This is a genomic window from Antarctobacter sp., from assembly GCF_965277915.1.
Lineage (GTDB): Bacteria > Pseudomonadota > Alphaproteobacteria > Rhodobacterales > Rhodobacteraceae > Antarctobacter.
Window position 1 is genome coordinate 87,452 of the sequence record NZ_OZ255848.1, and the last position, 21,983, is coordinate 109,434.

Genomic DNA, 21,983 nt, shown 5'->3' on the forward strand with positions numbered 1-21,983 from the left:
GGGTGTGACGTTTCTGCTCGGTTCAGGCTCTTGTTTCGGGCAGGTCGCCCGGCACTCGTGACTGCCTGGACCTGCGCCGGGGACGGGTATCCGCATCGGCGCGGGTCGCTGCCCTTTGTCAGGTGTTCGACTTGATCGGCGGCGGCACATAGCCCTGTGGCGGCCACCAGCTGTCGAAATCGGCGGGGTCGGGCAGGCCCAGTTCCTCTGCGGTCCGGACCTCGGTGCCCAACTGGTCGGAGTACTTGTTGAAGATCTGGGTCGTCATCGACTCCATCAGGGCGCCTTCGCGGTCGGCCTCTTCACCGATTTTGATGTCGGCAAGCAGGTACTTGGAGGCGAGGAATTCGCGATACTCGTCCGAGCTGGTCGCCTGGAGGAAGGCATCGGCGATTTCCTGCAGCGCGTCCGCAGGCACGTCGCGGGGCACCATCAGGTTCATGGTTGCGGTGACGGGCAGGTTGGCCGCGGAGGGAATGACCGTACCCAGCGTCGGCAGCACGGTGCCGTCGTCCAGCGTCACGTCCTTGCCCGAGGTCTGCAGCAGGCAGCGCAGATCGCCGGAACGGATCAGGTCGATCTGTTCATGCAGGCCGCCACCGGCAATATCGGTTTCGCCCTGCAGGCCGGCCAGCGTTGCGGGTTTGCCGCCCTGGTAGGGGACGTACTTCAGGTCGATCCCGGCCGCGTCGGCGATGATCATCGCCATCTCGTGCCAGTTGCCACCGGTGCCCGAGGTCGACAGTGTCACGGTCCCCGGGTTGGCCTGTGCCGCCTCGATGACGTCGTCCAGCGTCTTGAAGGGGCTGTCGGCGCGCACCGCCCAGGAGGCCGAGGCCGCGGCGGCCTTGAACGGCAGCCAGTCTTCCCAGGGGGTGAACTCGGCATGGCCCAGGACGCGGACGAACCTGTTGTAGTTGCCGGCGCCGAGAATGGTGTAGCCGTCGGAGGGGGCATTGGCGACGAACCGTGTCGCCACGCCACCGACCGCGCCGGGCCGGTTCTGCACCTGGATCGTCCAGCCCTTTGCCTTGGCCATCCCGTCGGCCACCTTGCGCATGACCGTGTCGGTGCCGCCTCCCGCGGCATACATCACCACGATATTGACGGGCCGTTCCGGGTAGCCGGCTGCGCGTGCCATGGTGGGCATGGTGATCTGAAGCGTCGCGACGCCAGCGGCCGCCCCCCCCAGGAAAGCCCGTCTGGTCGGAGTCCTTCGATTGAAGTCCGTCATGTCTTCCTCCCTTATGTTGGTTGTCGAGCCTGCTTGGGTCAGGTCTTGTTGCCGGGCAGGTCGCCCGGGCCGTGGTAGTCGCTATTGCCGATGAACGAGGTCACGGAGTCTTCGAGATCGGTCTGCATCAGCGCGTTCCAGCGGTTGTTGAAACCGAACAGCGCGATCACCGCCCCGATCTCGACGATTTGCGCCTCCGAGAAGTGCTCTCGCAGGATGGCCATGTCCTCGGGGGTGGCGTAGGAGGGGCATTGCCCGCCGGTCATCGCCACCCGCAGCGCGGCGCGTTCGCCCTCGGAGAACAGCGGCGAGGTCTCGAATTCCCACAGCGCCTCTAGCTTGTCCTGAGGCACCCCGTTGTCGGCACCGTTCTTGAAGGTATGGGCGGAACAGTATTCGCAGCCATTCGCCAGGCTGGTGACATGGGCCACCATCCAGCGCAGCGCGGGATCGACCGTGCCGTCCGGATTGCGGACCACGGCGCGGATCAGTTCCAGCACGGCCTTGGCGATTTCCGGCCGGTGCGACAGGGCCAGCATGGAGTTGGCGACAAATCCGGTGGCCGAGGCGAGCCATTCGATATCCGCCTTGGCTTCGGAATCGTTGAGGTCGAGCGGGGCTACATATGGCATGTTCTTGCTTTCAGCTTTCGTATGTTTCAGTGGCGGCAATCGTTTGGCGGTCGGCCGTCCGGCTGATCCGCCGGGCGGCTGGGTCCGCGGTCACGGTTTCGGGATGTCGTTCACGAATTTCGGCACATCGTAGCCGCGCTGCACGGCGGGCCGTTCGGCGATGCGCAGGTACCAGTCCCGGACATTCGGATAGTCGTTCAGCTCGATCTGTTGCCAGTCGAACCGCGAGATCCACGGCCAGCAGGCCATGTCGGTGATCGAGTATTCCCCGCGCCCGGCACCGGCAATGAAATCGCGCCCCTCAAGCCGTTTGTTGAGCACCCCGTAAAGGCGGTTCGCCTCCTTGGAGTAGCGTTCCTCGGCATATTCGGACTTGCCAGGGTTGTACTTCACGAAATGGTGGACCTGGCCCAGCATGGGGCCCAGCCCGCCCATCTGCCAGTTGAGCCATTCGATCGCGGCCCAGCGATGTTCTGCCTCTTGCGGCAGGAACCGGCCGTGCTTTTCGGCCAGGTACTGCATGATCGCGCCGGTTTCCATCATCTGGACGCCGGTCTCATGGTCGACGATGGCCGGGATCCGGTTGTTCGGCGCGATTGCAAGGAAGTCGGGCGCGAATTGTTCGCCCTTCGAGATGTCGATCGCGTGGACGGTGTAATCCACACCCAGTTCTTCCAGCAGGATGGAAACCTTGCGGCCGTTTGGCGTGATCCATGTGTAAAGGTCAATCACAGTGTCAGTCGTCCTTCAGTAGGGTTGCTCGCACGGATTTCAGATGCGTTTTCATCGCCTGGTAAGCGGCGGCGCGGTCGCGTCTTTCCAGCGCTTCCAGGATCTCGTCGTGTTCGGCAAAGGAGTGGTAATCGCGCGTCGGACCGCCCTGCGGCAGGTCGAGACCCGACCAAACGACCGAGACGCGCACAGCGTCCACGATTCGGTGCAGTTCCAGCAGGATCGCGTTGCCCGACGCAATGGCGATGAGCCGGTGAAACCGCGAATCGTGGTGTTCGTATTCCGCCCAGGTCGTGGCCGAGCGCATTGCTTCGCATCGCCGCCTGAGTTCGGCCAGATGCCGCGGGGCGGCATGGATGGCCGCGTGTCCGGCAAGTTCGGGTTCCAGTGAAAGTCGGGCCATCATCGCGGCGTGCGGACTGGAGATCTCTGACAGGCGCTGAACGATCGCTTCGCCGGTATCCTCCATGTCTGCCGGCGACTTGAGAAAGGTGCCGCGCCCGACATGCCGTTCGATGATGCCCTCGGCCTCCAGCGCCATCAGGGCCTTGCGCAATTCGCCACGCGAAACGCCCAGCTCCGCGGCCAGCCGGCGCTCCGGCGGGAGCCGGTCGCCGACAGCGGTATCGGAGGACGCCAGCCAATTGGCCAAGACACATCTGGGTTCGGTATGATTGTCGTGCACGTCCATAATGGTTAACCAATCCGGCCTCCTCGAGTTGAAGGAAACGGCAGGAGAAGCCACCTGTCAACAGAAGAATATCATTTACTGCGCCAAAAATTTCGATATTATCGATAATCAGAGGGCGCGATACGGCTTGCCAATATCTAAATTGGTCAACCAATTTGCGCATTGATTTTTGATACAAACGAGGGGGAGCAGGGTGGAGAAAAGACCTGCGATGACCGTCAAGTACGACGACTCGATGCCCGTTCCGGCGAAGATGAAGGCATGGGTTCTCGGGGATCCCGACGAACTCAAGCTGATCGACAAGGAAGTGCCGGCTCCGGGCCGTGCCGAAGCGCTGGTGCGCATCGATGCGGTCGCGATCTGCGCGACCGACCTGGAAATCATCAGCTACGGTACACCGGCGATGTTCGAGGGCGGTCCGCCGTTCAACAAGAACTTCACGCCCGGGCATGAATACATGGGGACGATCGCCGCGCTTGGCCCCGGTGTCGACGAGTTCGAGATCGGCGACCGCGTGACCGTCGAAATCCATGCCGGCTGCGGACAGTGCAAGCGGTGCCGGTCGGGCATGTACACGTCATGCCACAATTACGGCCTGAACTACGGCGACCGCGACAAGGGGCACCGCGCCAACGGTTTCACCACCAATGGCGGGTTCGCGGAATACGCGGTCAACAACATCAACACGATGATCAAGGTTCCCGACCAGATGTCAGACGCCGAGGCCACGCTAGTCGTGACCGCCGGCACGTCCATGTACGGCCTGACGGAGCTGGGCGGCCTGGTTGCCGGAGAAAGCGTGGTCGTCATCGGGCCGGGGCCCATCGGCCTGCTTGCGGTTGCGGTGGCAAAGTCGCTGGGGGCGGATCCGGTGGTGCTGGTCGGCACGCGCGAGAATCGCAACCGAATCGGCAAGGAGCTGGGCGCGGATGTCACCATCGATGCACGCAACGAGGACGCGCTTGCCCGGGTCAAGGAGCTGACCGGGGGCAAGGGGGCCGACTATGTCGTCGACTGTGCCGGCAGCGAAACGACAGTGAACCAGGCCATCCACATGACGAATCGCGGCGGCAAGGTCTGCCTCGCCGCCTTCCCGAAAAAGCCCGTGGAATTCGACCTGGGCCATCTCGCGGTGAACAACATCTACCTTTACGGCATCCGTGGAGAGGGCAAGTCCGCCACCCATCGCGCGATGGCGTTCATGGCGGACAAGCGGTTCGACGCGACCAAGGTCCATACCCACACCTTCCCGATGCATGACCTGCCCAACGCGCTGAAACACGCGCGCGAGCGGATCGACGACGCGATCAAGGTGGTGGTTTCGATGCGCGAGAACAGCGCCGAATCCTCTGCCGCAGAATAGGACGAAGACCAGATGACAAAAGCCAAGCGAGGCATCTACGCGGCCGCGATCACCCCTTTCAATGACGACGGATCGGTCGACGTGCCGAAGCTCACCGCATACTGCAAACACCTGCTGACCGATGGCGGTTGCGATGGTGTTGCGCCGACCGGGACTACGGGCGAGGGCAATTCGATTTCCTACCGCGACCGGATCGCGCTGCCGGGCGCCTTTGCCGAAGCGGGGTTCGATGCCGACCGGGTCATTTTCGGAACCGGGTCCTGTGCCACGCAAGACGCGGTGGACGTGACCAGCGCCGCGGTGAAGGCGGGGTTCTTCAACGTCCTGCTGCTGCCGCCTTTCTACTACAAGAACCCGTCCGATGACGGACTGTATGCCTACTATGCCAGGCTGATCGAGAAAGTCGGCGACGACCGTCTGCGCGTCTATCTCTACCACTTCCCGCAGATGTCGATGACGCCGTTCTCGGTGGATTTGGTCAAGCGCCTGAAGGCCGACTTCGGACCCGTCATTGCCGGTCTGAAGGATTCGAGCGGAGACCTGTCGCAATCGCTGGCCTTTGCCAAGGCGACGGGCGGTGTCGACGGCGATTTCGATGTCTACCCTTCGAGCGAGGCATTCGTCTTTGACGGGCTGGACGGTGGTTGCGCCGGCATCATCTCGGGATCGACCAATGTCACCGCCAACCTTGTTCAGGCGGCTTTGGCGGCCGAGGGCAAGGCGCGTGAGGACGCGCTGGAGGTGGTCAAGACCGCCCGCGCCACGGCGTCGAAATACCCGCTCATGGCCGCCATGAAACAGCTGGAGGCTTGGCGCACGGGCGACGACACCTGGACCCGCATGGCGCCGCCGCTGGTTCCGCTGACCGACGAACAGAAGACCGGGCTGAAAGCCGACGTCAGCGGTCTTGGCGTCGCTGCAAGCGCGGCCTGATCCCGGGGCGCGCAAACGCAATATCCACGGCCGGACCAGGTGGCGGGACGCCACCCGGTTCCGGAACCGCGAAAGGAGATCGAGCGAAACAGCAAGAAGGCCAAGCGGCGGGCACAACGTCGGAATGGCACGACAAAACATCATTCCGGGAGGGGAATCATGAACAGACTCTTTGCCAGCAGCGCTGCTGCCATTGCCGCGATCGGACTCGGGCACGCCGCCCAGGCCGACAACATCACCTTGCGCATCGGATCCGGCCACCCGCCGGGGGTCGTCTATGCGGGGCTCATGCAGGACTATTTCCAGCCAGAGCTGAAGCGCCGGGTCGAAGAACGCACCGACCATACCATCAGTTTTGTCGAGGGTTATTCTGGTTCCATCGTAAAGGTGACGGAAGTTCTTGAGGGCGTTCAGGACGGGATCATCGACATCGGCGGCTTCTGCTTCTGCTTCGAGCCGTCCAACCTGCCGCTGCACGCGTTCCAGGTGATGATGCCCTTTGGGACCATGGACCCGGAGATGTCGCTTGCGATTGCGCAGGATGTCTATGCCGAGGTGCCCTACCTTGAAAACGTCTTTCCGGACCGGTTCAACCAGGTGCTTCTGTCGCGGATCGCGGACGGCGGTTACAACCTTGGGACGTCCTTTCCCTGGGACGACCTGGACGATCTCCAGGATCAGAAGATCGCCGGGGCGGGCCTGAATCTCAACTGGCTCGAATATGCTGGCGTCTCGCCCGTGCAGTCGTCGCTTGCGACCGCCTATACCGAGATGACCACCAACGTCTACGAGGGCTGGATCATGTTCCCCTCGGCCTGGGTGAACCTTAAGCTTTACGAGCCGGGGCCGTACTACACGCTGATCGGCTTTGGCTCGATGACCTGGCACGGGCTGACGATCAACCAGCAGACCTACGACGCGCTTCCCGACGACGTGCGGGAAATCCTGCTGGAGGTCGCGGCGGACTACGAGGAACAGACGGGTATCGTGAATGCCGCGGAGTACGACCGCCTCGTCGGCGAATTGCGTGACCTGATCACCGTCTCGGAGATCGATCCCGAGGTCCGCAAGGCTTGGGCCCAGAGCCTTGCCGATTGGCCGCAATCCCTGGCCGACGATCTGGAACAGCAGGGGCTGCCGGCCAAGCAGGTCCTGAACCTGGTGCTCGACAAGGCGGAAGAGCGCGGTCACGAATGGCCGGTTCGTTACGTGATCGAGTAACTGGGCCCGATCCGGAGGCGCCGCCGGACTCCCCCGGCGGCGCTGCATTCCGCGGGCAATCCTGCCGTTCCGTCGAATTTATGGATTTGATGCCATGTTCCTGATCAAGGTCGCGGATGGTCTGACCAGATCGCTTTTGGTCCTCGCCGCCGCCTGGGCATTTGCCCTGTGTTTCTTCATCATGGCCGATATCATCGCGCGGGCCGCGAACATGCCCCTGCAGGGCACCAAGGAGATCGTAGCCAACTCGGTCGTGATGATCGTCTTTCTCCAGGTCGGTTTCGCGGTGCGCTCGGGTTCCATGCTGAGGACGGACTTCCTGACCAGTTTTCTGAGCCCGCGCGCTGCCCGCGCTCTGGCGATCCTCGGCTTCCTCCTGGGCGCCGCGTTTTTCCTGCTGCTCGCCAAGGCCGGAATAACCCCCGCCCTCAGGTCCTTTGCCAACGGTGAATTCGACGGCGAAGGCGCGTTGCGCGTTCCTGTCTGGCCAGCACGTTTCATGATCATCTTCGGCAGCGCGCTGGCGGCCCTCAACTACGTCATCCTGGCGATCGTGGAGCTGACCGGAAAATCCGAGGAGCTCTGGTTCCGATGACCTTCACAAATCGAGGTATGGACCGTGTTTGACGCCAGCACTGCCATATTGATGGCCGGAGTCCTGATGGGGCTGGTGGTCATCGGAGTCCATGTGGCCGTGGCGCTGGGGGTGACCAGCGTGCTGGGTATCTACCTGGTCACCGGCAACATGCGCATCGTCGAGGCGATGGTCGCCTCGACCGCGGCCGAGGCCCTGAGGAGCTTCACCTTTGCCGTCATCCCGCTGTTCATGCTGATGGGCGAGTTCATGGGGCGATCCGGCTCCGTGACCGACATATTCTACGGCATCAACCGGGGGTTGCGGCGACTGCCGGCGCGGCTGGGGATCGCGACTGTTCTGGGCAATACGGTGTTCTCTTTTGTCACCGGCGTGTCCATCGCCTCGGCGGCGACATTTTCGCGGATTGCTTATCCTGAGATGCGTACCTTCGGCTATCACCGGGGCTTTGCCCTGGGGGCCATCGCCGGGTCGAGCTGCCTCGGGATGCTGATACCGCCTTCCGTGCTGATGATCGTCTGGGGTATCCTGACAGAGCAGTCCATCGGCCGGATCTTCCTGGCCGGCGTGTTCCCCGGGCTGCTGCTGGCGTCGATGTTCATTTTTTACATCGTTGCCATGGCCATCGCGACACCCGAGGTCGTGGGGGAGGGCGCCGAGCCGGAGGCGCGTGAAACACAAGGCGACAAGACCGAATTGCCGGCACGGCAACTCTGGACCAGCGTTCTGGGCGTCTGCGGCATCGTCGCGGCCGTGCTGGGCGGGATCTGGTTCGGCGTCTTCACCCCGACAGAGGGCGCGGGCGCCGGGGCCGCGCTGGCGCTGATCTTTGCATTTTTCAAGGGCATGAACCTGCGAGAGTTCCTGGACGCGGTCTATTCGGTCGGCAAGACCGCCGCGCCCATCCTGATCCTGCTCTTTGCCGCGGCGCTCTATTCCCGAACGCTGGCGATGACCGGCGTCACCAGCGCGATCCGCGAGTTTTTCCTGAATTCCGGCCTCGAGGCCTGGCATGTGCTGGGGATCATCATCCTGATCTGGTTCGTCCTGGGCATGGTGATCGACAGCATCTCGATCATGTTGCTGACGGTGCCGATCGTGGAGCCGATCGCCGTGGCCTTCGGGTTCGACCAACTGACCTTTGCCATCGTCGGAATCGTCGCGATCGAGGCCGGCCTGCTGACCCCGCCGTTCGGCCTGCTGGTCTACACGGTGAAGGCGGCGATCAACGATCCCGAGGTGCGCGTCGGGGACATCTTCAAGAGCTCAATTCCCTATTGGGGCATCATGTTGGTGGCAGCGACGCTGCTCGTGCTGTTCCCGCAGTTCGCCAACTGGTTGCCCAACAGGGTGATGTAGAAACAAACGGAGAAATCGCATGCCCGCTTACTGGATAGCACGCGCAAGGATCAACGATCCTGTCGAATACAAACGTTATACCGACCTGGTTCCCGAGATCATCGAGAAACACGGTGGCAAGGTCCTGGCGCGGGGCGGCAAGTACCAGATCATGGAAGGCCCCGAGCATTTCCATCGGTTCGTGGTCATCGAATTTCCCACGCTTGAACAAGGGGTCACCTGTTTCGAGTCGCAGGAATACCAGGACGCCGCCGCGTTCCGTCGCGCCAATGGTGCCGGAGAGGTGCAGACGGTTGTCGTCGAAAGCGGCGACGCCACGGATTGAGGTCGAACCATGAAAGTATCCAAAGTCATCATCGAAGAGCAGGGCGGGCCGGAGGTCATGAAACTGACCGATGCCGAACTGCCGGACCCCGGTGAAGGGGAAGTGCAGATCGACCAGAGCGCGATCGGCCTGAACTACATGGACGTCTACCAGCGCTCGGGCCTGTACGCGCTGGACCTGCCAAGCCCGCTGGGCCTCGAAGCGGCGGGAACGGTGCGCGGCTTCGGGGCCAGAGTCGAGGGTCTCGCGGTGGGCGACCGGGTGGCCTATGGCGGTGTGCTGGGGGCCTATGCCACAAGGCGCAACGCCCCCGCCGCGCGTATGGTCCGCATCCCGGAAGGAATTTCAGACGAGGTGGCCGCCGCTTCCCTGATGAAGGGCATGACAGTCGAATATCTGCTGGAGCGCACCTACAAGGTGAAACCCGGAGACAAAGTCCTGTTTTTCGCGGCGTCCGGCGGCGTCGGGCAGATCGCGGGGCAATGGGGCAGGCACCTGGGCGCAGAGATGATCGCCGTCACCTCGGGGCCGGAGAATTGCGCCCGTGCGCTGGACCTGGGCTATGCCCATGCCATCGACCGCAAATCCGAGGACATCGTTGCGCGGGTCAAGGAGATCACCGGCGGCGAAGGCGTGCCGGTGGTCTATGACAGCATCGGCAAGGCCACCTTCGAGACCTCAATCGCCTGCCTCGCGACCTACGGGCTGTTCGTTTCTTACGGCGCCACGACCGGAGAGGCCCCACCGGTGCCGCCCAGCCTGCTGCAGAAATCCGGATCGCTCTACTTTACCCGGCCGACGCTGGCGAATTACGTCGGTCCCCGTGCGGATCTGGAGCATTCGGCCGGACGGGTCTTCGAGATGATCCAGGCCGGGCATGTCTCGGTCAATATCGGCCGGCGCCTGCCCTTGGCAGAGGTGGTCGATGCGCATCGCGCGCTGGAGGCAGGCGAGACGACCGGATCCACGATCCTGATCCCCTGAGGCGGCTACATGCGACTTGTCTCTCCCCTGGCGGTGGCCGGCTTCGGCGTGGCCACCGGCGCAGGCCTGATTGCCTATGGCTTGGTCCTGGGCGCGTCCGGTGCCCTATGGACGGCCGCCGGGCTGGGCTTGGCGGGGATCACATTGTTCGCGACCCGCGCGGTGCCCGAGGTCGTGGCCGCCATTGCCATTTTCCTGGTGGCTCTGGGGTTGGGTACGGCCCCGCGCGACATCATCTTTTCCGGGTTCATGTCCGGCGGGTTCTGGCTGATCGTGTCGGGAATCATCCTGGGAACGGCGATCACCGCGACGGGGCTGGCGGCCCGGATATCCGGCCGGCTGTTCGCGCTGGCGGGCCCGTCCTATGGGCGTGCGACGCTGGTGATTGCGACGACCGGGCTGCTGCTGGGCATCCTGGTGCCCTCGACCATGCCACGGGTCATCGTGATGGTCCCGGTCGCGGCCGCCTTTGCCGAGCGGCTAGGGCTCGACCCCAAGGGGCGGGGGGGCATCGGCCTGATCGCAACCGCCGTCACCGCGACGTTGCTGCCGACCTACACGATCCTGACCGCGAACCTTCCTACCATCGTACAGGTCGGCGCGATGCAGCAAAGCTATGGCATCGCCAGCACCTATTCCGAATACATGATTCAGCAGTGGCCGGTGAATGCGCTGCGGTTCCTGCTGATCGCGGTCCTGATGATGCGCTTCACCACGGAAACGCCTGTTTGCGCTGGTGACGACGAAGCGGGGGCGGCGCCGCATCGCCCGGAACAGCGGCGGCTTCTGATCGTCCTGGGGGTGGCCATCCTTGGCTGGATGACGGATTTCATGCACGGGATCGAACCCGCCTGGATCGCCATGGCAGCGGCGGCCATCGTGATCTGGCCCCGTTTCGGGATGCTTGATGGCAATGCGATGCGCGAGAGGATCGATTTCTCGCCGCCGATCTTTTTTGCCGCCCTCGTCACCGTTGTGGCCGTGGCCCGCGAGGCCGGGCTGGACCGGGTTCTGGCGGATGCATTTATTGCCCGCCTGCCGTTGTCGCCCGCCGGTGACCTGTCATCGGTCTATGCGGTCTATGGGTTCTCCGTCATCATCTCTCATCTGACGACGGCGCCCGCGGCTCCGGCGGTGCTGGTGCCCTTCGCCGCCTCGTTGTCCGAGGCGACGGGCCTGTCGCTCAAGGCGGTTTCCATGGTGCAGATGATCGGGATCGCAACACCGGTCCTGGCCTACCAGGCGCCACCTTTGATCGTGGCGATGTCGATTTCCAAGGTGCCAAACGCCGTGTTCGTCAGGCTCTGTGTCTGGCTGGCGCTGGCGGTGTCCCTGGTCGGTTTGCCGCTGACCTACCTGTGGTGGCAAGTGATCGGTTTCGTTTGAAAACGGGCAGCGGAGATCATCAGAAGACCCGAAACCGGGCAAAGGAGGAAACATGACAAGGACAATCGGCATCTTCGGGCTTGGCCTGATCGGAATGGCGCTGGCGGAACGCTTGCTTGCCGCGGGCCACACCGTGCTTGGAACCGATGTCGACCAGGGGCGGCTGGACCTCTTGGAATCGAAGGGGGGACGCAGGGCAGAGCCTTCGGCGCTATGGCAGACGGACGTACTGTTGTCCGCCGTTTTCAGCACCGACCAGCTGGCCGATATCATCGAGGCCGCCCCGGACGGCACGGGCAAGGTGCTGGTCACCATGAGCACCTGCGATCCCGAACAGGTCGCCGCGTTGGAAGGCCGTGCTGCCGCCAAGGGCATCACCTTGGTGGAATCGCCGATTTCCGGCACCAGTCTTCAGGTGCAGCAGGGCACCGCGCTGCTGCTGCTGGCCGGGAATGACACCGGACTGGACGAGTTCGAGGAATTCGCGGACGCGATTTCGACCCAGCGGGAGCGGGTGGGCGCCATCGGCAACGGCAACCGGACAAAGCTGGCGATCAACTGCGTGCTGGGCCTGACCCGCGCCGCGGTGGCCGAAGGGTTGGTCTTTGCCGAGGCCGTGGGGCTGGATCCCGAAACGTTCCTGCAGACCGCCCTGCGGTCCGCCGCGCGGTCGGACGTGATGGCCGCCAAGGGGCCGTTGATGGTGTCGCGGGACTTCACGCCGTTGGGGCGGATTGCCCAATCGCAGAAGGATTTCAAGCTGATCCACGATATGGCCGGCCGTTTCGGTCACGGAGGCATGCCGATGGTCAACCGCTATCTTGAAGTCATGGAGAATGCCGAGGCCGCGGGCGACAGCGATCTCGACAATTCCGCGGTGTTCCGGGCGGTTCTGCGGATGGCAAAGGCCTAGGCGTCACAGCGCCGCGATATGCAGGGCGGCGGCGATCAGGACGGGCAGGCACAAGAAGTTCAGCACGGTCGAGCTGACGACAAACGCCGCCACCCGTTCTGGCTCGCGCCCGTAGTGCTGGGAAATCACGTAGGTGACCAGCGCAGAGGGCATGGCCGACATGAGAAAGACCGCACCCGCCTCGATTCCGTCCAGACCGAACAGGTAGACCATCGACAATCCGGTCGCGAGGCCGATCGTCAGTCTCAACATCGCCAGCAGGATCGACGTCGCGATATCCTTGACGCGCAAACGGGCCAGCGCGCCGCCCAAAAGGATCAGCATCACCGGGATCATCATCCCGCCCAGCAGGGCGGTGGTGTCGGCGATGATCTTGGGGGGCGTCACATCGACCACGCGGAACCCGATGACGGCCAACACTGTCCAGATCAGCGGTTCCTTCAACAGTTTCCGCAGGCCCAGTTCACCGGAAACCACCATAGGCACAACCGTGTACTGAACCAGTGCGATGACGAAAAAGAACGCGGCGCCAATCGCCAAGCCCGCATCCGAGAATGTGAAGAAGACAACCGGCAGCCCGGCATTCCCTGCGTTGGGTAGCGCCAGAGGGGACAGAAACGTGCGTTGAGGCAGGCGGAACAGGACCAGCACCAGACAGGCAAGGGCACCGCCCAGCACAGCCACCGCAAAGGTTATCCCGATCATCCGGGCCAGAGCCTCGTCCGGCAAGGCCGTGTTAGTCAGCGAGGAAAACACCAGGCAGGGTGTGCCGATCCAAAGGGCAAGGCGGCTAAGCGTGGTGGAATCGAAGCTGGGCCCGCGTTTTTCGAAAAGGAAACCAAGCGCCGCCACGACAAAGATGGGCGCGATTATCTCAAAGATTTCAAATACCAAGTTGCCCCCGATCATGTGGAGCCCGAGACATTAAATCGTACCGCCACTCCGGTCTTGCCGGCCTCCGGCAAGACCGGCGGCGACCGCCGTGACGGATTGGTGTCAACGGCGGCACAGAGGGGCCGCGCCCTCGACGACGCAAAAGGTCACTCCGCCGCCTTCATGTCCGCGAGGGTTGCCATCGCGTGGTTGGACAGCGGCAGGCCCACAGGCTCGCCAATCTCGGCCGAGATATCGGCGGCAAGGTAGCTTTCCATCACCATCCGCGCATGTTCCGGCGCCACCAGCGGCTGGCGATCAAGCAACACGGATTCGAGGAAATGCAACGTTTCCGGCCCCATCTGACCGGCATACATGTGGTCCACATGCTCGCCCGGCATGGTCGACATGGGGAAGCGCGTGCCACCCTCGACGGTGTTGAACCAGTTGTCGCGCGAGGTGTCGTCAAGCACCAGGGAACCTTCGGTGCCGGTGATCTCGATCCAGGTCGCGCAGTAGTTTGGATAGGACGGGGGCAGGTTCCAGCCTCCGCCGATCACGACCAGCGCGCCGTTGTCCATGTTCACCGTGTTCCACATGCAGTCGTAAGAGCCGTTCAGCTCCTTCATGTAGCCATAGGCGCCTTGCGAATAGACCTTGGTGGGCTTGGCATCGAGCAGCCAGTAGACGAAATCGAGGTCATGCGTGCTTTCCATCGCCGCGGGCGACAGCTTGACCCGGCCGGCGATGCGCGACCCGAGGCTGCGCGACAGGTGGCGCGACACCATGACATTGACGATCTTGCCCAGTTTGCCCTCGGCGATCGCCTTCTTGGCCCAGGCGATTTTCGGATTGAAACGCTGCGAGTAGCCGATGGTGAACTTGACGCCCTTTTCCCTGGAAATGTTGATCAGGTCGTCGGCCTCGGCCAGTTCCATCGCGATGGGCTTTTCTAGCAGGACGTGCTTGCCCGCCTTCAGGCAATCGCGCGCGATGGGATAATGCGTCGGTTCCGGCGTGGTGGAGATGTAGACCACCTCGATCGCGGGATTGCGGACGATGTCCTGGTAATCATCCGTTGCCGTCGCGGGGTTGGTCAGCTCTTTCACTTCCTGCAACCGCTCGGGCCGGATTTCGCAGATATGAAGCTTGTCGACCAAGGCCGACTTCGCCAGCGACTCCGCTCGCATTCCGCCACACCAGCCAGTGCCGATCACGGCCACTTCAACCTGTCTCATTCTCGCTCCCAACGTGTCAATGTTGCTGATCAGTTTCGCAAATGGAAAATGCCGCTACAAACAAGCATTCCTGATACCCGGTATGCATTCTTCTGAAGCCGCTGTTCAGGCCCGCGAAGCGGCGGTCATCTGTGAAAGGGTGCTTTCCAGATGGGCGCGCATCGCCTCTCCGGCCGCGGTCGGATCGCGGCTTTCCAGCGCCGCGAGGATGGCGTCATGTTCATCGAAAGAGTGATAATCCGGGTGCGGACCGCGATCCGAGGTGTTGAGCCTGCGCCAGACCACGGCCAACCTGACACCGTTCAGAATGCGGTGCAGTGATTGCAGCAATCCATTGCCGGAGGCGGCTGCAATGGCCTCGTGAAAGTCGCTGTCGAGCTGTTCGTAGTTGCTCCAGTTCGTGGCCTCGCGCATGGCCTGGGACATTCTGCGCAAGTCCCGCAACTGTTTCGGCGTGGCGTGCAGTGCCGCCAGCTGACAAAGCTGCGGTTCAAAGGCCAGGCGGGCATTCATCGCTTCGACCGGGCCGGTGCTTTCGGACAGCGTCGCGATGGATCGATCGATCCTGTCGCCGCCTCGCGTGGTGCGGGGGGCCTTTGCCAGGAACGTGCCGCGCCCGACGTTGCGATCCAGGATGCCTTCGGTCTCCAGCACCAGCAGGGCCTTGCGCAGTTCGGCCCTGCTGACGCCAAGCGTTTCGCAGAGCGTGCGCTCGGGCGGCATACGATCCCCGCGGGACAGGCCGGAGCCAGAGATCCAGTTGCGCAATCGCGTCAGGACGGTGTCATGCATTGGTTCACCAAATCGCGTTAATTTCGAGGCCACTCACCGCCATAAGGCTTTCGCATCGGAGCGCCTATAGCTATTGTGGCAAAGGGTTTCTGCCCTTCTGGCACGGCCCCGGCAAATTGGTCAACCAATTTCGCACCTACACCTGATCACGAGGCGACATATGCGCCACCGTTTCCCCGGTTTCGACAAACGTCCGCGTGACCTCGCGGGCACCGTAGATCCACAGGATCGTCAGCGGCCCGTCGCCGGTGTTGCGGAAATAGTGCGGCACATCGGCGGGCACGAAACTGGTGTCCATCGGGCCAAGCTGCATCACCTCGCCGCCGACCATGGCCTCTGCCTGGCCTGCGAGGATGGTGACCTGTTCGGCGCAGTTGTGCGTGTGCAAAGGCGCGGCGCAGCCTGCCGGAAAGGTCGTCGTTCCGGTGGTGAAGGGGGCCGCCGGGTCGGTCTCACGACCAACCATCAACCGGGTCTCGACGCCGTCGCCCCGGGCGAAGGGCGTGATCTCTTCGTGGCGCACGATGGTGCCCTGGGGTGTTTCGGAATCCATATCCTGTCCTTTCAAAGTTTGAGGAAATCTTCATGACCGACAAGACCACGCATGCCGATCTGGCTGCTTTCATCGCCCGCTGCCTCGAGGCTTGCGGAATGCCGGCCCCGGATGCTGCCAGGGTCGGCGGGTTGATGGCCAAGGCTGACCTGATGGGGCAGGACGGCCACGGAGTGTTTCGGCTGCCGATGTACGTCAGGCGCATTCGTGCCGGCGGCATGAACATGACGCCGGAATTCCGCCGGCTCAAGGAACGCCCGGCCACGGCGCTGATCGATGGCGACAATGGCATGGGTCACCTGGTGATGCAGCACGCCACGGAATTGGCGATGGAAAAGGCGCGGACCACCGGTGTTGCCTGGGTTGGGGCGCGACAGTCGAACCACGCGGGGCCCGCGTCTCTTTATGCGATGATGCCGGCGGCCGAAAACATGATCGGGCTTTACCTGGCGGTGGGCAGCGCAAATCACATGCCGCCCTGGGGCGGGACGGATATGCTGCTCTCGACCAATCCGATCGCGGTGGCGCTGCCGTCGAAGGATTTTCCGCCCATCGTGCTCGACATGGCAACAACGGTCGCGGCCTATGGCAAGGTCAAGACCGCCGCGCAGAGAGGCGAAACCATACCCGAGGGCTGGATGATCGACCGCGACGGCAAACCGCTGACCGACCCCCGCCGCGCGGCCGAAGGTTTCCTTCTGCCGATCGGCGGCCCCAAGGGCTATGGGCTGTCGCTGATCTTCGGTATCCTGGCGGGTGTGCTGAACGGGGCGGCTCTTGGCCGCGACGTGGTGGATTTCAACGCGGACCCCAAGACGGTGACCAATACCGGACAGGTCATCCTTGCACTTGATATCGCCGCATTTGCCGATCCCGATGAATTCCGCGCCGGGATCGATGATGTCTGGCGGCAGATGAAATCCTCGGAAAAAATGCCCGGTGTCGACGAGATCCGCCTGCCGGGGGAGCGGCTTGACCGGGTGATGCACGACAGGTCCGAAGCCGGAATCCCGATCCCGCCGGCGCTCCGCGAGACGCTGGACGACCTGGCCAAGGATCTTGGTGTCGCCGCGCTCTGACGCGAACAAAAAAGCGCCGGGCACAAGGCCCGGCGCAATCGGTTTCGTCCGACGGTACATTACTGCGAGGTCAGCTCGTCGACCAGGACCTCATAGGCCTTCGACTGCTCGGCGCGCATCTCGTCGTATTCATCACCGGAGATGATGTTGATGTTCTCGCCCAGACGACCCATCATGCGGGTGAAGGTGGAGTCCTCTTCCAGCTTCTTGAAAGCTTCGGAAAGCTTGGTCAGCGCTTCCTCGGGCGTGCCTTTCGGGGCCAGAACGACCCGGTGCATGAAGCCGACGTCGCCTTCGACACCCACTTCGGCAAAGGTCGGCACACCTTCGTAGATGCGCTCTTCGCCTGCGGTGGCCAGCACGCGAACGGTGCCTGCATCAAGATGGCTGGACAGCGAGGACGGGAAGCCCATGGTCACGTCCGCATCGCCCGACAGCAGCGCCTGCAGGGCGGGTCCGCCACCCGGGTAGGGCACCAGGTTCCACTGCATGTCCAGCGCCTGCATCATCTGCGCGGCGGGCACGAACAGTGCGCCCCAGTTGCCGGAATGGGCCATCTGGATGCCACCGGGATTCTCCTTTGAGGCGGCAATCAGTTCGTCCATCGTCTGGTAAGGGCTGTCTGCACGGACGGCGACGGCGATGGGCGCATAGTTCACCCGCGCCACGGTGACGAAATCCTCCAGCGGATCATAGGGCAGGTTCTCGACGTGCTGTTGCAGCATGTCGATGTAGTTGTGGGTGAACAGAAGCGTGTAACCGTCTGCCGGAGCACGGGCGACCTCATGCGTGCCTTTCTGGCCGCCGGCGCCCGGGGACAACTGCACGATCATCGCCTGGTTCAGGTAGCTGGGGATGATCGAGGTGATGACCCGCGCATTCAGGTCGTGCGAGCCGCCCGCGCCCAGCGGGATCACCATCGTGACCGGTTTCTCGGGGAATTCCGCCTGGGCCGGCGCCGCGAAGGACGCGATCGCGGCCCCCGTCACGGCCAGCGCGGCCAGCGATTTCTTTGCGAAGTCTTTGAACATGGGTCTCTCCCTTGGTTTGGTCTTGTTTCGGCGCGGCGCCGGCCGGCGCCGCACCTGTCCTTGCAGTCAGGCTGCAACCGGTGAGCTGTAGAGACGTTTCCACAGCAGGTATCCGATGATGGGGGTGGACAGCAGGACACAGAGTGCGCCGATGCGGTCGGTGAAGAAGAACCCCAGCGGGTTGCCTTGCGACATGGCGACAGTCTGTCCGAAGGCATATTCCATCGACGGTCCGAGGATGAAGCCCATCACCATGGGCATGACGTCGAACCTTGCCGCCTTGGCAATGATGCCAAAGATACCGAAGGCCACCAGGATCATCAGGTCGTTGATGTCCGACCGGAACACGTAGGTTCCGGCAAAGGCGAACATGATCACCACGGGGATCAGGATCGATGTCTTGATCGTGACCAGCCGCGAGAACATGGGGATCGACAGGTAACCGATGACCAGAAACAGCAGGTTGGCGATCACCATGGCGACCAGGATGGCAAAGACGGTCGCGCCCTGCTGCTCGAAGAGTTCCGGGCCGGGACGCAGGCCCTGGGCCACGAAGGCGCCCAGCAGGATGGCTGTCACGTTGTCGCCGGGAATGCCCAGCGTCAGCAGCGGCACCATCGTCGGACCGTTGACCGCGTTGTTTGCGGCCTCTGCGGCGGCAACGCCTTCGATTTCGCCCTCGCCGAAGGTTTCCGGGTGCTTCGATGCGTTCTTTGCCGCGGAATAGCCCATCATGGCCGCAACGATCTGGCCCAGTCCGGGAACCATCCCGACCCCGGCGCCGATGGCCGTCGAGCGGCAGATCGTGGGCAGGCAGCGACGGAACTCCACGCGGCTCAGTCGTTCGCCGACCAGCGCAGCAAGTTTCTTGCCCTTTTCATTGCGGATGATCACGTTGGCGACCTCTGGCAGGGCAAAGACGCCGATCAGCATCGGCAAGAGCGGAATGCCGGACTTCAACTCGAACAGGCCAAAGGTAAAGCGCTCTACCCCACCCAGCGGATCAGTCCCGATAAAGGACAGCCACAGCCCGAGCATCATCATGATCAGGCTCTTGAGCGGGTTGGCCCCAGAGGTGGCCGCGATGATCACCAGGCTCATCAGCAGAACCGCGAACAGCTCGGGCGGACCGAATTGCATGACGAGGAAGGCAATCGGAAAGATCATCATGATGGTGAAGATGTCGCTGGCCGTGTCGCCGAAGACCGACGAGAACAGGGCGATGTCCAGGGCCTTCCGCGACTTGCCCTTCTGCGTCAGCTTGTACCCGTCGCGCGATGTCGCCACGGCGGCGCCCGTGCCGGGCATGGAGATCAGGATCGCCGGAACCGAACCGCCGAAGATCCCGCCCTTGTAGATGCCCAGCAGGAACGGGATGCCCACGATGGGATCGAGGAAGAATGAGATCGGCAGCAGGATCGCCATCGCCATCAGGGTGGTGAACCCCGGCAGCGACCCGACAAGCATCCCGGCGAAGAGGCCGACGCTCATCAGTGCCATGGTGTCGAAACGCATGGCCATGGCGAAGCCTTCGGTGAATTGGTCTAGCATGGTTCTGGCCTCAGAGTTGGATTCGTTTCATTCGGCAACTGTCGGATCGACTGCCTCGGCAGGTCCGGCGGATCCGGCTGAAAGAATGCTGGAATAGGTCTTTTCGACCACGTCGAGCTCGGGCAGCGACACCGCCAGAAGCTGGGTCGCGGCGAGGTACAGCGCGACCGGACCGATCAGCGCCACGGCAGCGATCTGGATCACGTTCCTGGCGCCCATGTGCAGAGAGATCAGGGATGTCGCGATGGCCGTGGAAATCAGGAATCCGAACGGTTTCATCGTCAGCGCATAAAGGATCATGATCCCGAACAGCGTGATCGCACGCACCCATTCGGTCCATGTCATCCGCGTTGACTGCTCGGCCACCACGCCCGAGCGGATCATCCAAAGCGCGCCGGCGCACATCACCGCCATGAGTGCCAACACGATGGTCGGGAACAGGCTGGGCGCGATGGGCGAGAGGGAGCGACCGAACAACACTTTCGGGGCTGCAACCAGGTATTGCATGAAAATCAGCGACAGCACCGCCGCCAGCAGCAGCGCGACAAGTGTCAGCGTTTCGGGTGAGCTGAGGACTCTCTTGCGGGTCACGGTGATCCTCCCTTGTTGTGTGGAGCGCGCCTCGGCGTTGGCCGTCGGCAGCTCGTCATTGGTGATTACGGGGCTGTCGGTCATGCAGGAGACTTCCTTCGCTACGGGATCCTATGCCGCACGGGGCGCGCGGGTCGGCTGACTTGTGGCCTGTTGCGCCCGATTTGGCGAGATCCGGAACCCTGATGCGATGCCGGGACGGTCGGTGCGGGGCATCACGCTGTCCCTCGGGACGTGCGCGCTGCATCGGACAGCACAACGCTGTGAATCCGGACGGATCTGTTCTGCATGGTGTCCTCCCTTCTTTGCGGGCGCTCCACTCGCCCTGATTGTCCTGTCGCACCCGGGCCGGTTCTCCCTTCCGGCGGGCGGGTCGTATTCGGTTGCGCGCGGTCGATCTACTGGGTCAACTCAACGGCATCCTTCGCTGTCCCGGCCGGTTCCGGCGAGATGCCGTCCGAACCCGAGATCGCGAGAGCCAGCCAGACGAGGCCCGGCAGGCAGATGAATGTCAGCAGGGTCGAAACCACGACCGTTCCCGCGACCTGGCGGGCATTGTGCTGATACCGTTCGGCGAACACGTAACTGACGATCGCGGTCGGCATCGTGGCCAGCAGGAACACGGTTCCCGCGGTGACGCCGTGAAGGTCCAGTGCCCAGATCACCACGCAAGCCGAGACAAGGCCCAGCACCAGCCGCCCGACGGCCACCATCAGCGCCGGTCCCAGATCCGCGACCTTCAGTGTCGCCAGGGACACGCCAAGCAGCATCAGCATTGCCGGGATCATCATGCCGCCGAGGATCTCGGTCGTGGTCAGCAGGATCTTCGGCACCGGCAGCCCGGTCCAGGTGACCAGCAGCACGGCCGACACCGAATAGATCAGCGGTTGCCGCAACAGCATCGACAGCCGCAAAGACCCCGCGTAGATCGACAGGCCCAGCGAATACTGCACCAAAGCGACCACGAAGAAGTACGCGACGCCCAGTTGCAGCCCGTCTTGACCGAAGGCCAGCACCACCAAAGGCAGCCCCATGTTGCCCGAGTTCGGCAGCATGAGCGGCGGCAGAAAGCTGCGCACGGACCCATGAGCAAGCTTTAGACCGACCAGGCCTAGCACCCCGGCGATGGTAACGCACATAAGCGCGGCCCCTGCCATGGTCTGGATCGTTTCGGGCGTGACCCGCAAGGATGTCAGCGTGTGGAAGATCAGCGCCGGCGTCGCGACGTTGATCACCACGGTCGAAAGCGAGCGCGTTTCCAGCCCGACCTTGGACCGCCCCATCAGGTAGCCGATCAAGGTGATCGCGATGATGGGACCGAGTATGTCGACCATCTGCATCAGCATGTCGTGATGTCCTCGGGGTCACGGGATCGCTCCGGTCCAGGTCTCGGCCTCAGACGGCTTCGCCGTTGAGGGTCCAGTTCTCATTCACTTCGGTGCCGGATTCCTGCAGCATTTTGGACACCGCACAGTATTCCCGCAGCGTCCTGCTGACCTCGATGGCGCCTTCGCGGGGGCCTTCGTAGTCGGCCTTGATGTTCAGCGTGACCGAAGGGAAGGGCACGTCGATCGGGTTGATCAAGCGGGTGCCGTGGCTGTCCATTGTCACGTTGATGTCGATGTCCATCGCCGTGAACTTGATGCCGTTCGCAGCCGCCAGCTTGTTCGAGATCACATGCGTGCAGCCGGCCAGTCCCATGAACACGTATTCAACCGGCATGGGGCCTTCGTCGGTGCCGCCGCGCTGGACCGGTTCGTCGATGATGACGCTTTTGCCCCGCGCCTCGGCCACGGATTGCGTTTTAGTGTTCTGGCGCCCGTTTACACTGAATTTCCAGATCGGTTTTTCCTTGACGGCCATTTCGGGTCCTTCTTGCATTTGTCGGTTCTGTGGGGTGGGAGAGG

The 21,983-nt window shown here is 63.1% G+C and carries 23 protein-coding genes; 10 read left to right on the forward strand and 13 right to left on the reverse strand.

Annotated elements, in window-relative coordinates; translation table 11 throughout:
• Positions 1 to 118 precede the first annotated feature (118 nt).
• From ACQY5B_RS00430 to ACQY5B_RS00445, 4 genes are all read right to left on the reverse strand, one after another.
• Positions 119 to 1,141 (reverse strand): tripartite tricarboxylate transporter substrate binding protein, encoded by a 1,023-nt coding sequence (locus tag ACQY5B_RS00430; RefSeq protein WP_305969102.1) that lies wholly within the window; start codon positions 1,139 to 1,141, stop codon positions 119 to 121.
• Between the two features lie 131 nt (positions 1,142 to 1,272).
• Positions 1,273 to 1,866 (reverse strand): carboxymuconolactone decarboxylase family protein, encoded by a 594-nt coding sequence (locus tag ACQY5B_RS00435; RefSeq protein WP_305969101.1) that lies wholly within the window; start codon positions 1,864 to 1,866, stop codon positions 1,273 to 1,275.
• A gap of 90 nt (positions 1,867 to 1,956) precedes the next feature.
• Positions 1,957 to 2,598: a glutathione S-transferase family protein gene (locus ACQY5B_RS00440; protein WP_420328850.1), complete on the reverse strand. Its 642-nt coding sequence runs from the start codon at positions 2,596 to 2,598 to the stop codon at positions 1,957 to 1,959.
• A 4-nt stretch (positions 2,599 to 2,602) separates the two neighbouring features.
• The gene (locus ACQY5B_RS00445) at positions 2,603 to 3,250 is read right to left on the reverse strand and encodes a FadR/GntR family transcriptional regulator (RefSeq protein ID WP_420328851.1); all 648 of its coding nucleotides are present in this window, start codon (positions 3,248 to 3,250) and stop codon (positions 2,603 to 2,605) included.
• A 250-nt stretch (positions 3,251 to 3,500) separates the two neighbouring features.
• On the opposite strand from ACQY5B_RS00445, the gene ACQY5B_RS00450 reads away from it, so the two are divergent.
• From ACQY5B_RS00450 to ACQY5B_RS00490, 9 genes are all read left to right on the forward strand, one after another.
• Positions 3,501 to 4,652, forward strand: coding sequence for a zinc-dependent alcohol dehydrogenase (locus tag ACQY5B_RS00450; RefSeq protein WP_305969098.1), 1,152 nt, complete (start codon positions 3,501 to 3,503; stop codon positions 4,650 to 4,652).
• A 12-nt stretch (positions 4,653 to 4,664) separates the two neighbouring features.
• Complete coding sequence (locus ACQY5B_RS00455; protein WP_420328853.1) at positions 4,665 to 5,585, forward strand: dihydrodipicolinate synthase family protein; 921 nt, start codon at positions 4,665 to 4,667, stop codon at positions 5,583 to 5,585.
• A gap of 159 nt (positions 5,586 to 5,744) precedes the next feature.
• Positions 5,745 to 6,806: a type 2 periplasmic-binding domain-containing protein gene (locus ACQY5B_RS00460; protein ID WP_305969096.1), complete on the forward strand. Its 1,062-nt coding sequence runs from the start codon at positions 5,745 to 5,747 to the stop codon at positions 6,804 to 6,806.
• 94 nt (positions 6,807 to 6,900) lie between these two features.
• Positions 6,901 to 7,401, forward strand: a complete 501-nt coding sequence (locus ACQY5B_RS00465) for a TRAP transporter small permease subunit (RefSeq protein WP_305969095.1) — start codon at positions 6,901 to 6,903, stop codon at positions 7,399 to 7,401.
• Positions 7,402 to 7,452: 51 nt separating this feature from the next.
• Complete coding sequence (locus ACQY5B_RS00470; RefSeq protein WP_420328855.1) at positions 7,453 to 8,760, forward strand: TRAP transporter large permease; 1,308 nt, start codon at positions 7,453 to 7,455, stop codon at positions 8,758 to 8,760.
• Positions 8,761 to 8,779: 19 nt separating this feature from the next.
• Positions 8,780 to 9,085, forward strand: coding sequence for a DUF1330 domain-containing protein (locus ACQY5B_RS00475; protein ID WP_305969093.1), 306 nt, complete (start codon positions 8,780 to 8,782; stop codon positions 9,083 to 9,085).
• 9 nt (positions 9,086 to 9,094) lie between these two features.
• Positions 9,095 to 10,069 (forward strand): quinone oxidoreductase family protein, encoded by a 975-nt coding sequence (locus tag ACQY5B_RS00480; RefSeq protein WP_420328857.1) that lies wholly within the window; start codon positions 9,095 to 9,097, stop codon positions 10,067 to 10,069.
• Between the two features lie 9 nt (positions 10,070 to 10,078).
• Positions 10,079 to 11,455: an SLC13 family permease gene (locus ACQY5B_RS00485; RefSeq protein ID WP_420328859.1), complete on the forward strand. Its 1,377-nt coding sequence runs from the start codon at positions 10,079 to 10,081 to the stop codon at positions 11,453 to 11,455.
• Positions 11,456 to 11,507: 52 nt separating this feature from the next.
• On the forward strand, positions 11,508 to 12,368 hold the full coding sequence (locus ACQY5B_RS00490; RefSeq protein WP_420328861.1) for an NAD(P)-dependent oxidoreductase: 861 nt from the start codon (positions 11,508 to 11,510) through the stop codon (positions 12,366 to 12,368).
• A gap of 3 nt (positions 12,369 to 12,371) precedes the next feature.
• Here the strand turns inward: ACQY5B_RS00490 and ACQY5B_RS00495 are convergent, their stop codons facing one another.
• The 4 genes from ACQY5B_RS00495 to ACQY5B_RS00510 all read right to left on the reverse strand — a co-directional run bounded on the left by ACQY5B_RS00495 (position 12,372) and on the right by ACQY5B_RS00510 (position 15,824).
• Positions 12,372 to 13,262, reverse strand: coding sequence for an AEC family transporter (locus tag ACQY5B_RS00495; protein ID WP_420328862.1), 891 nt, complete (start codon positions 13,260 to 13,262; stop codon positions 12,372 to 12,374).
• A 146-nt stretch (positions 13,263 to 13,408) separates the two neighbouring features.
• On the reverse strand, positions 13,409 to 14,479 hold the full coding sequence (locus tag ACQY5B_RS00500; RefSeq protein WP_420328864.1) for a Gfo/Idh/MocA family protein: 1,071 nt from the start codon (positions 14,477 to 14,479) through the stop codon (positions 13,409 to 13,411).
• A gap of 105 nt (positions 14,480 to 14,584) precedes the next feature.
• A complete protein-coding gene (locus ACQY5B_RS00505; protein ID WP_420328866.1) occupies positions 14,585 to 15,271 on the reverse strand; it encodes a FadR/GntR family transcriptional regulator in 687 nt (228 codons plus the stop codon).
• A 136-nt stretch (positions 15,272 to 15,407) separates the two neighbouring features.
• Entirely contained in the window at positions 15,408 to 15,824 is a 417-nt protein-coding gene (locus ACQY5B_RS00510; protein ID WP_305969086.1) for a cupin domain-containing protein, read from the reverse strand.
• 32 nt (positions 15,825 to 15,856) lie between these two features.
• Here ACQY5B_RS00510 and ACQY5B_RS00515 point away from each other — a divergent pair, with 32 nt between their 5' ends.
• Positions 15,857 to 16,903 carry an Ldh family oxidoreductase gene (locus ACQY5B_RS00515; protein WP_420328868.1) on the forward strand — a complete coding sequence of 349 codons (1,047 nt, stop codon included), beginning with the start codon at positions 15,857 to 15,859 and terminating at the stop codon, positions 16,901 to 16,903.
• 59 nt (positions 16,904 to 16,962) lie between these two features.
• Here the strand turns inward: ACQY5B_RS00515 and ACQY5B_RS00520 are convergent, their stop codons facing one another.
• The 5 genes from ACQY5B_RS00520 to ACQY5B_RS00540 form a co-directional block, all read right to left on the reverse strand.
• Positions 16,963 to 17,934, reverse strand: coding sequence for a Bug family tripartite tricarboxylate transporter substrate binding protein (locus tag ACQY5B_RS00520; protein ID WP_420328869.1), 972 nt, complete (start codon positions 17,932 to 17,934; stop codon positions 16,963 to 16,965).
• Positions 17,935 to 18,000: 66 nt separating this feature from the next.
• On the reverse strand, positions 18,001 to 19,485 hold the full coding sequence (locus ACQY5B_RS00525; protein ID WP_305969083.1) for a tripartite tricarboxylate transporter permease: 1,485 nt from the start codon (positions 19,483 to 19,485) through the stop codon (positions 18,001 to 18,003).
• Between the two features lie 27 nt (positions 19,486 to 19,512).
• The gene (locus ACQY5B_RS00530) at positions 19,513 to 20,160 is read right to left on the reverse strand and encodes a tripartite tricarboxylate transporter TctB family protein (protein ID WP_305969082.1); all 648 of its coding nucleotides are present in this window, start codon (positions 20,158 to 20,160) and stop codon (positions 19,513 to 19,515) included.
• 314 nt (positions 20,161 to 20,474) lie between these two features.
• Complete coding sequence (locus ACQY5B_RS00535; protein ID WP_420328874.1) at positions 20,475 to 21,422, reverse strand: AEC family transporter; 948 nt, start codon at positions 21,420 to 21,422, stop codon at positions 20,475 to 20,477.
• Positions 21,423 to 21,471: 49 nt separating this feature from the next.
• Positions 21,472 to 21,939 (reverse strand): OsmC family protein, encoded by a 468-nt coding sequence (locus ACQY5B_RS00540; protein WP_305969080.1) that lies wholly within the window; start codon positions 21,937 to 21,939, stop codon positions 21,472 to 21,474.
• Between the last annotated feature and the right edge of the window lie 44 nt (positions 21,940 to 21,983).

Bases quoted from the DNA above. Each gene is read 5' to 3' on its own strand.
- ACQY5B_RS00430 (WP_305969102.1), bottom strand. From the start codon at position 1,141: ATGGCACGCGCAGCCGGCTACCCGGAACGGCCCGTCAATATCGTGGTG.
- ACQY5B_RS00435 (WP_305969101.1), bottom strand. From the start codon at position 1,866: ATGCCATATGTAGCCCCGCTCGACCTCAACGATTCCGAAGCCAAGGCG.
- ACQY5B_RS00450 (WP_305969098.1), top strand. From the start codon at position 3,501: ATGACCGTCAAGTACGACGACTCGATGCCCGTTCCGGCGAAGATGAAG.
- ACQY5B_RS00455 (WP_420328853.1), top strand. From the start codon at position 4,665: ATGACAAAAGCCAAGCGAGGCATCTACGCGGCCGCGATCACCCCTTTC.
- ACQY5B_RS00460 (WP_305969096.1), top strand. From the start codon at position 5,745: ATGAACAGACTCTTTGCCAGCAGCGCTGCTGCCATTGCCGCGATCGGA.
- ACQY5B_RS00465 (WP_305969095.1), top strand. From the start codon at position 6,901: ATGTTCCTGATCAAGGTCGCGGATGGTCTGACCAGATCGCTTTTGGTC.
- ACQY5B_RS00470 (WP_420328855.1), top strand. From the start codon at position 7,453: ATGGCCGGAGTCCTGATGGGGCTGGTGGTCATCGGAGTCCATGTGGCC.
- ACQY5B_RS00475 (WP_305969093.1), top strand. From the start codon at position 8,780: ATGCCCGCTTACTGGATAGCACGCGCAAGGATCAACGATCCTGTCGAA.
- ACQY5B_RS00480 (WP_420328857.1), top strand. From the start codon at position 9,095: ATGAAAGTATCCAAAGTCATCATCGAAGAGCAGGGCGGGCCGGAGGTC.
- ACQY5B_RS00485 (WP_420328859.1), top strand. From the start codon at position 10,079: ATGCGACTTGTCTCTCCCCTGGCGGTGGCCGGCTTCGGCGTGGCCACC.
- ACQY5B_RS00490 (WP_420328861.1), top strand. From the start codon at position 11,508: ATGACAAGGACAATCGGCATCTTCGGGCTTGGCCTGATCGGAATGGCG.
- ACQY5B_RS00500 (WP_420328864.1), bottom strand. From the start codon at position 14,479: ATGAGACAGGTTGAAGTGGCCGTGATCGGCACTGGCTGGTGTGGCGGA.
- ACQY5B_RS00505 (WP_420328866.1), bottom strand. From the start codon at position 15,271: ATGCATGACACCGTCCTGACGCGATTGCGCAACTGGATCTCTGGCTCC.
- ACQY5B_RS00510 (WP_305969086.1), bottom strand. From the start codon at position 15,824: ATGGATTCCGAAACACCCCAGGGCACCATCGTGCGCCACGAAGAGATC.
- ACQY5B_RS00515 (WP_420328868.1), top strand. From the start codon at position 15,857: ATGACCGACAAGACCACGCATGCCGATCTGGCTGCTTTCATCGCCCGC.
- ACQY5B_RS00520 (WP_420328869.1), bottom strand. From the start codon at position 17,934: ATGTTCAAAGACTTCGCAAAGAAATCGCTGGCCGCGCTGGCCGTGACG.
- ACQY5B_RS00525 (WP_305969083.1), bottom strand. From the start codon at position 19,485: ATGCTAGACCAATTCACCGAAGGCTTCGCCATGGCCATGCGTTTCGAC.
- ACQY5B_RS00530 (WP_305969082.1), bottom strand. From the start codon at position 20,160: ATGACCGACAGCCCCGTAATCACCAATGACGAGCTGCCGACGGCCAAC.
- ACQY5B_RS00535 (WP_420328874.1), bottom strand. From the start codon at position 21,422: ATGCTGATGCAGATGGTCGACATACTCGGTCCCATCATCGCGATCACC.
- ACQY5B_RS00540 (WP_305969080.1), bottom strand. From the start codon at position 21,939: ATGGCCGTCAAGGAAAAACCGATCTGGAAATTCAGTGTAAACGGGCGC.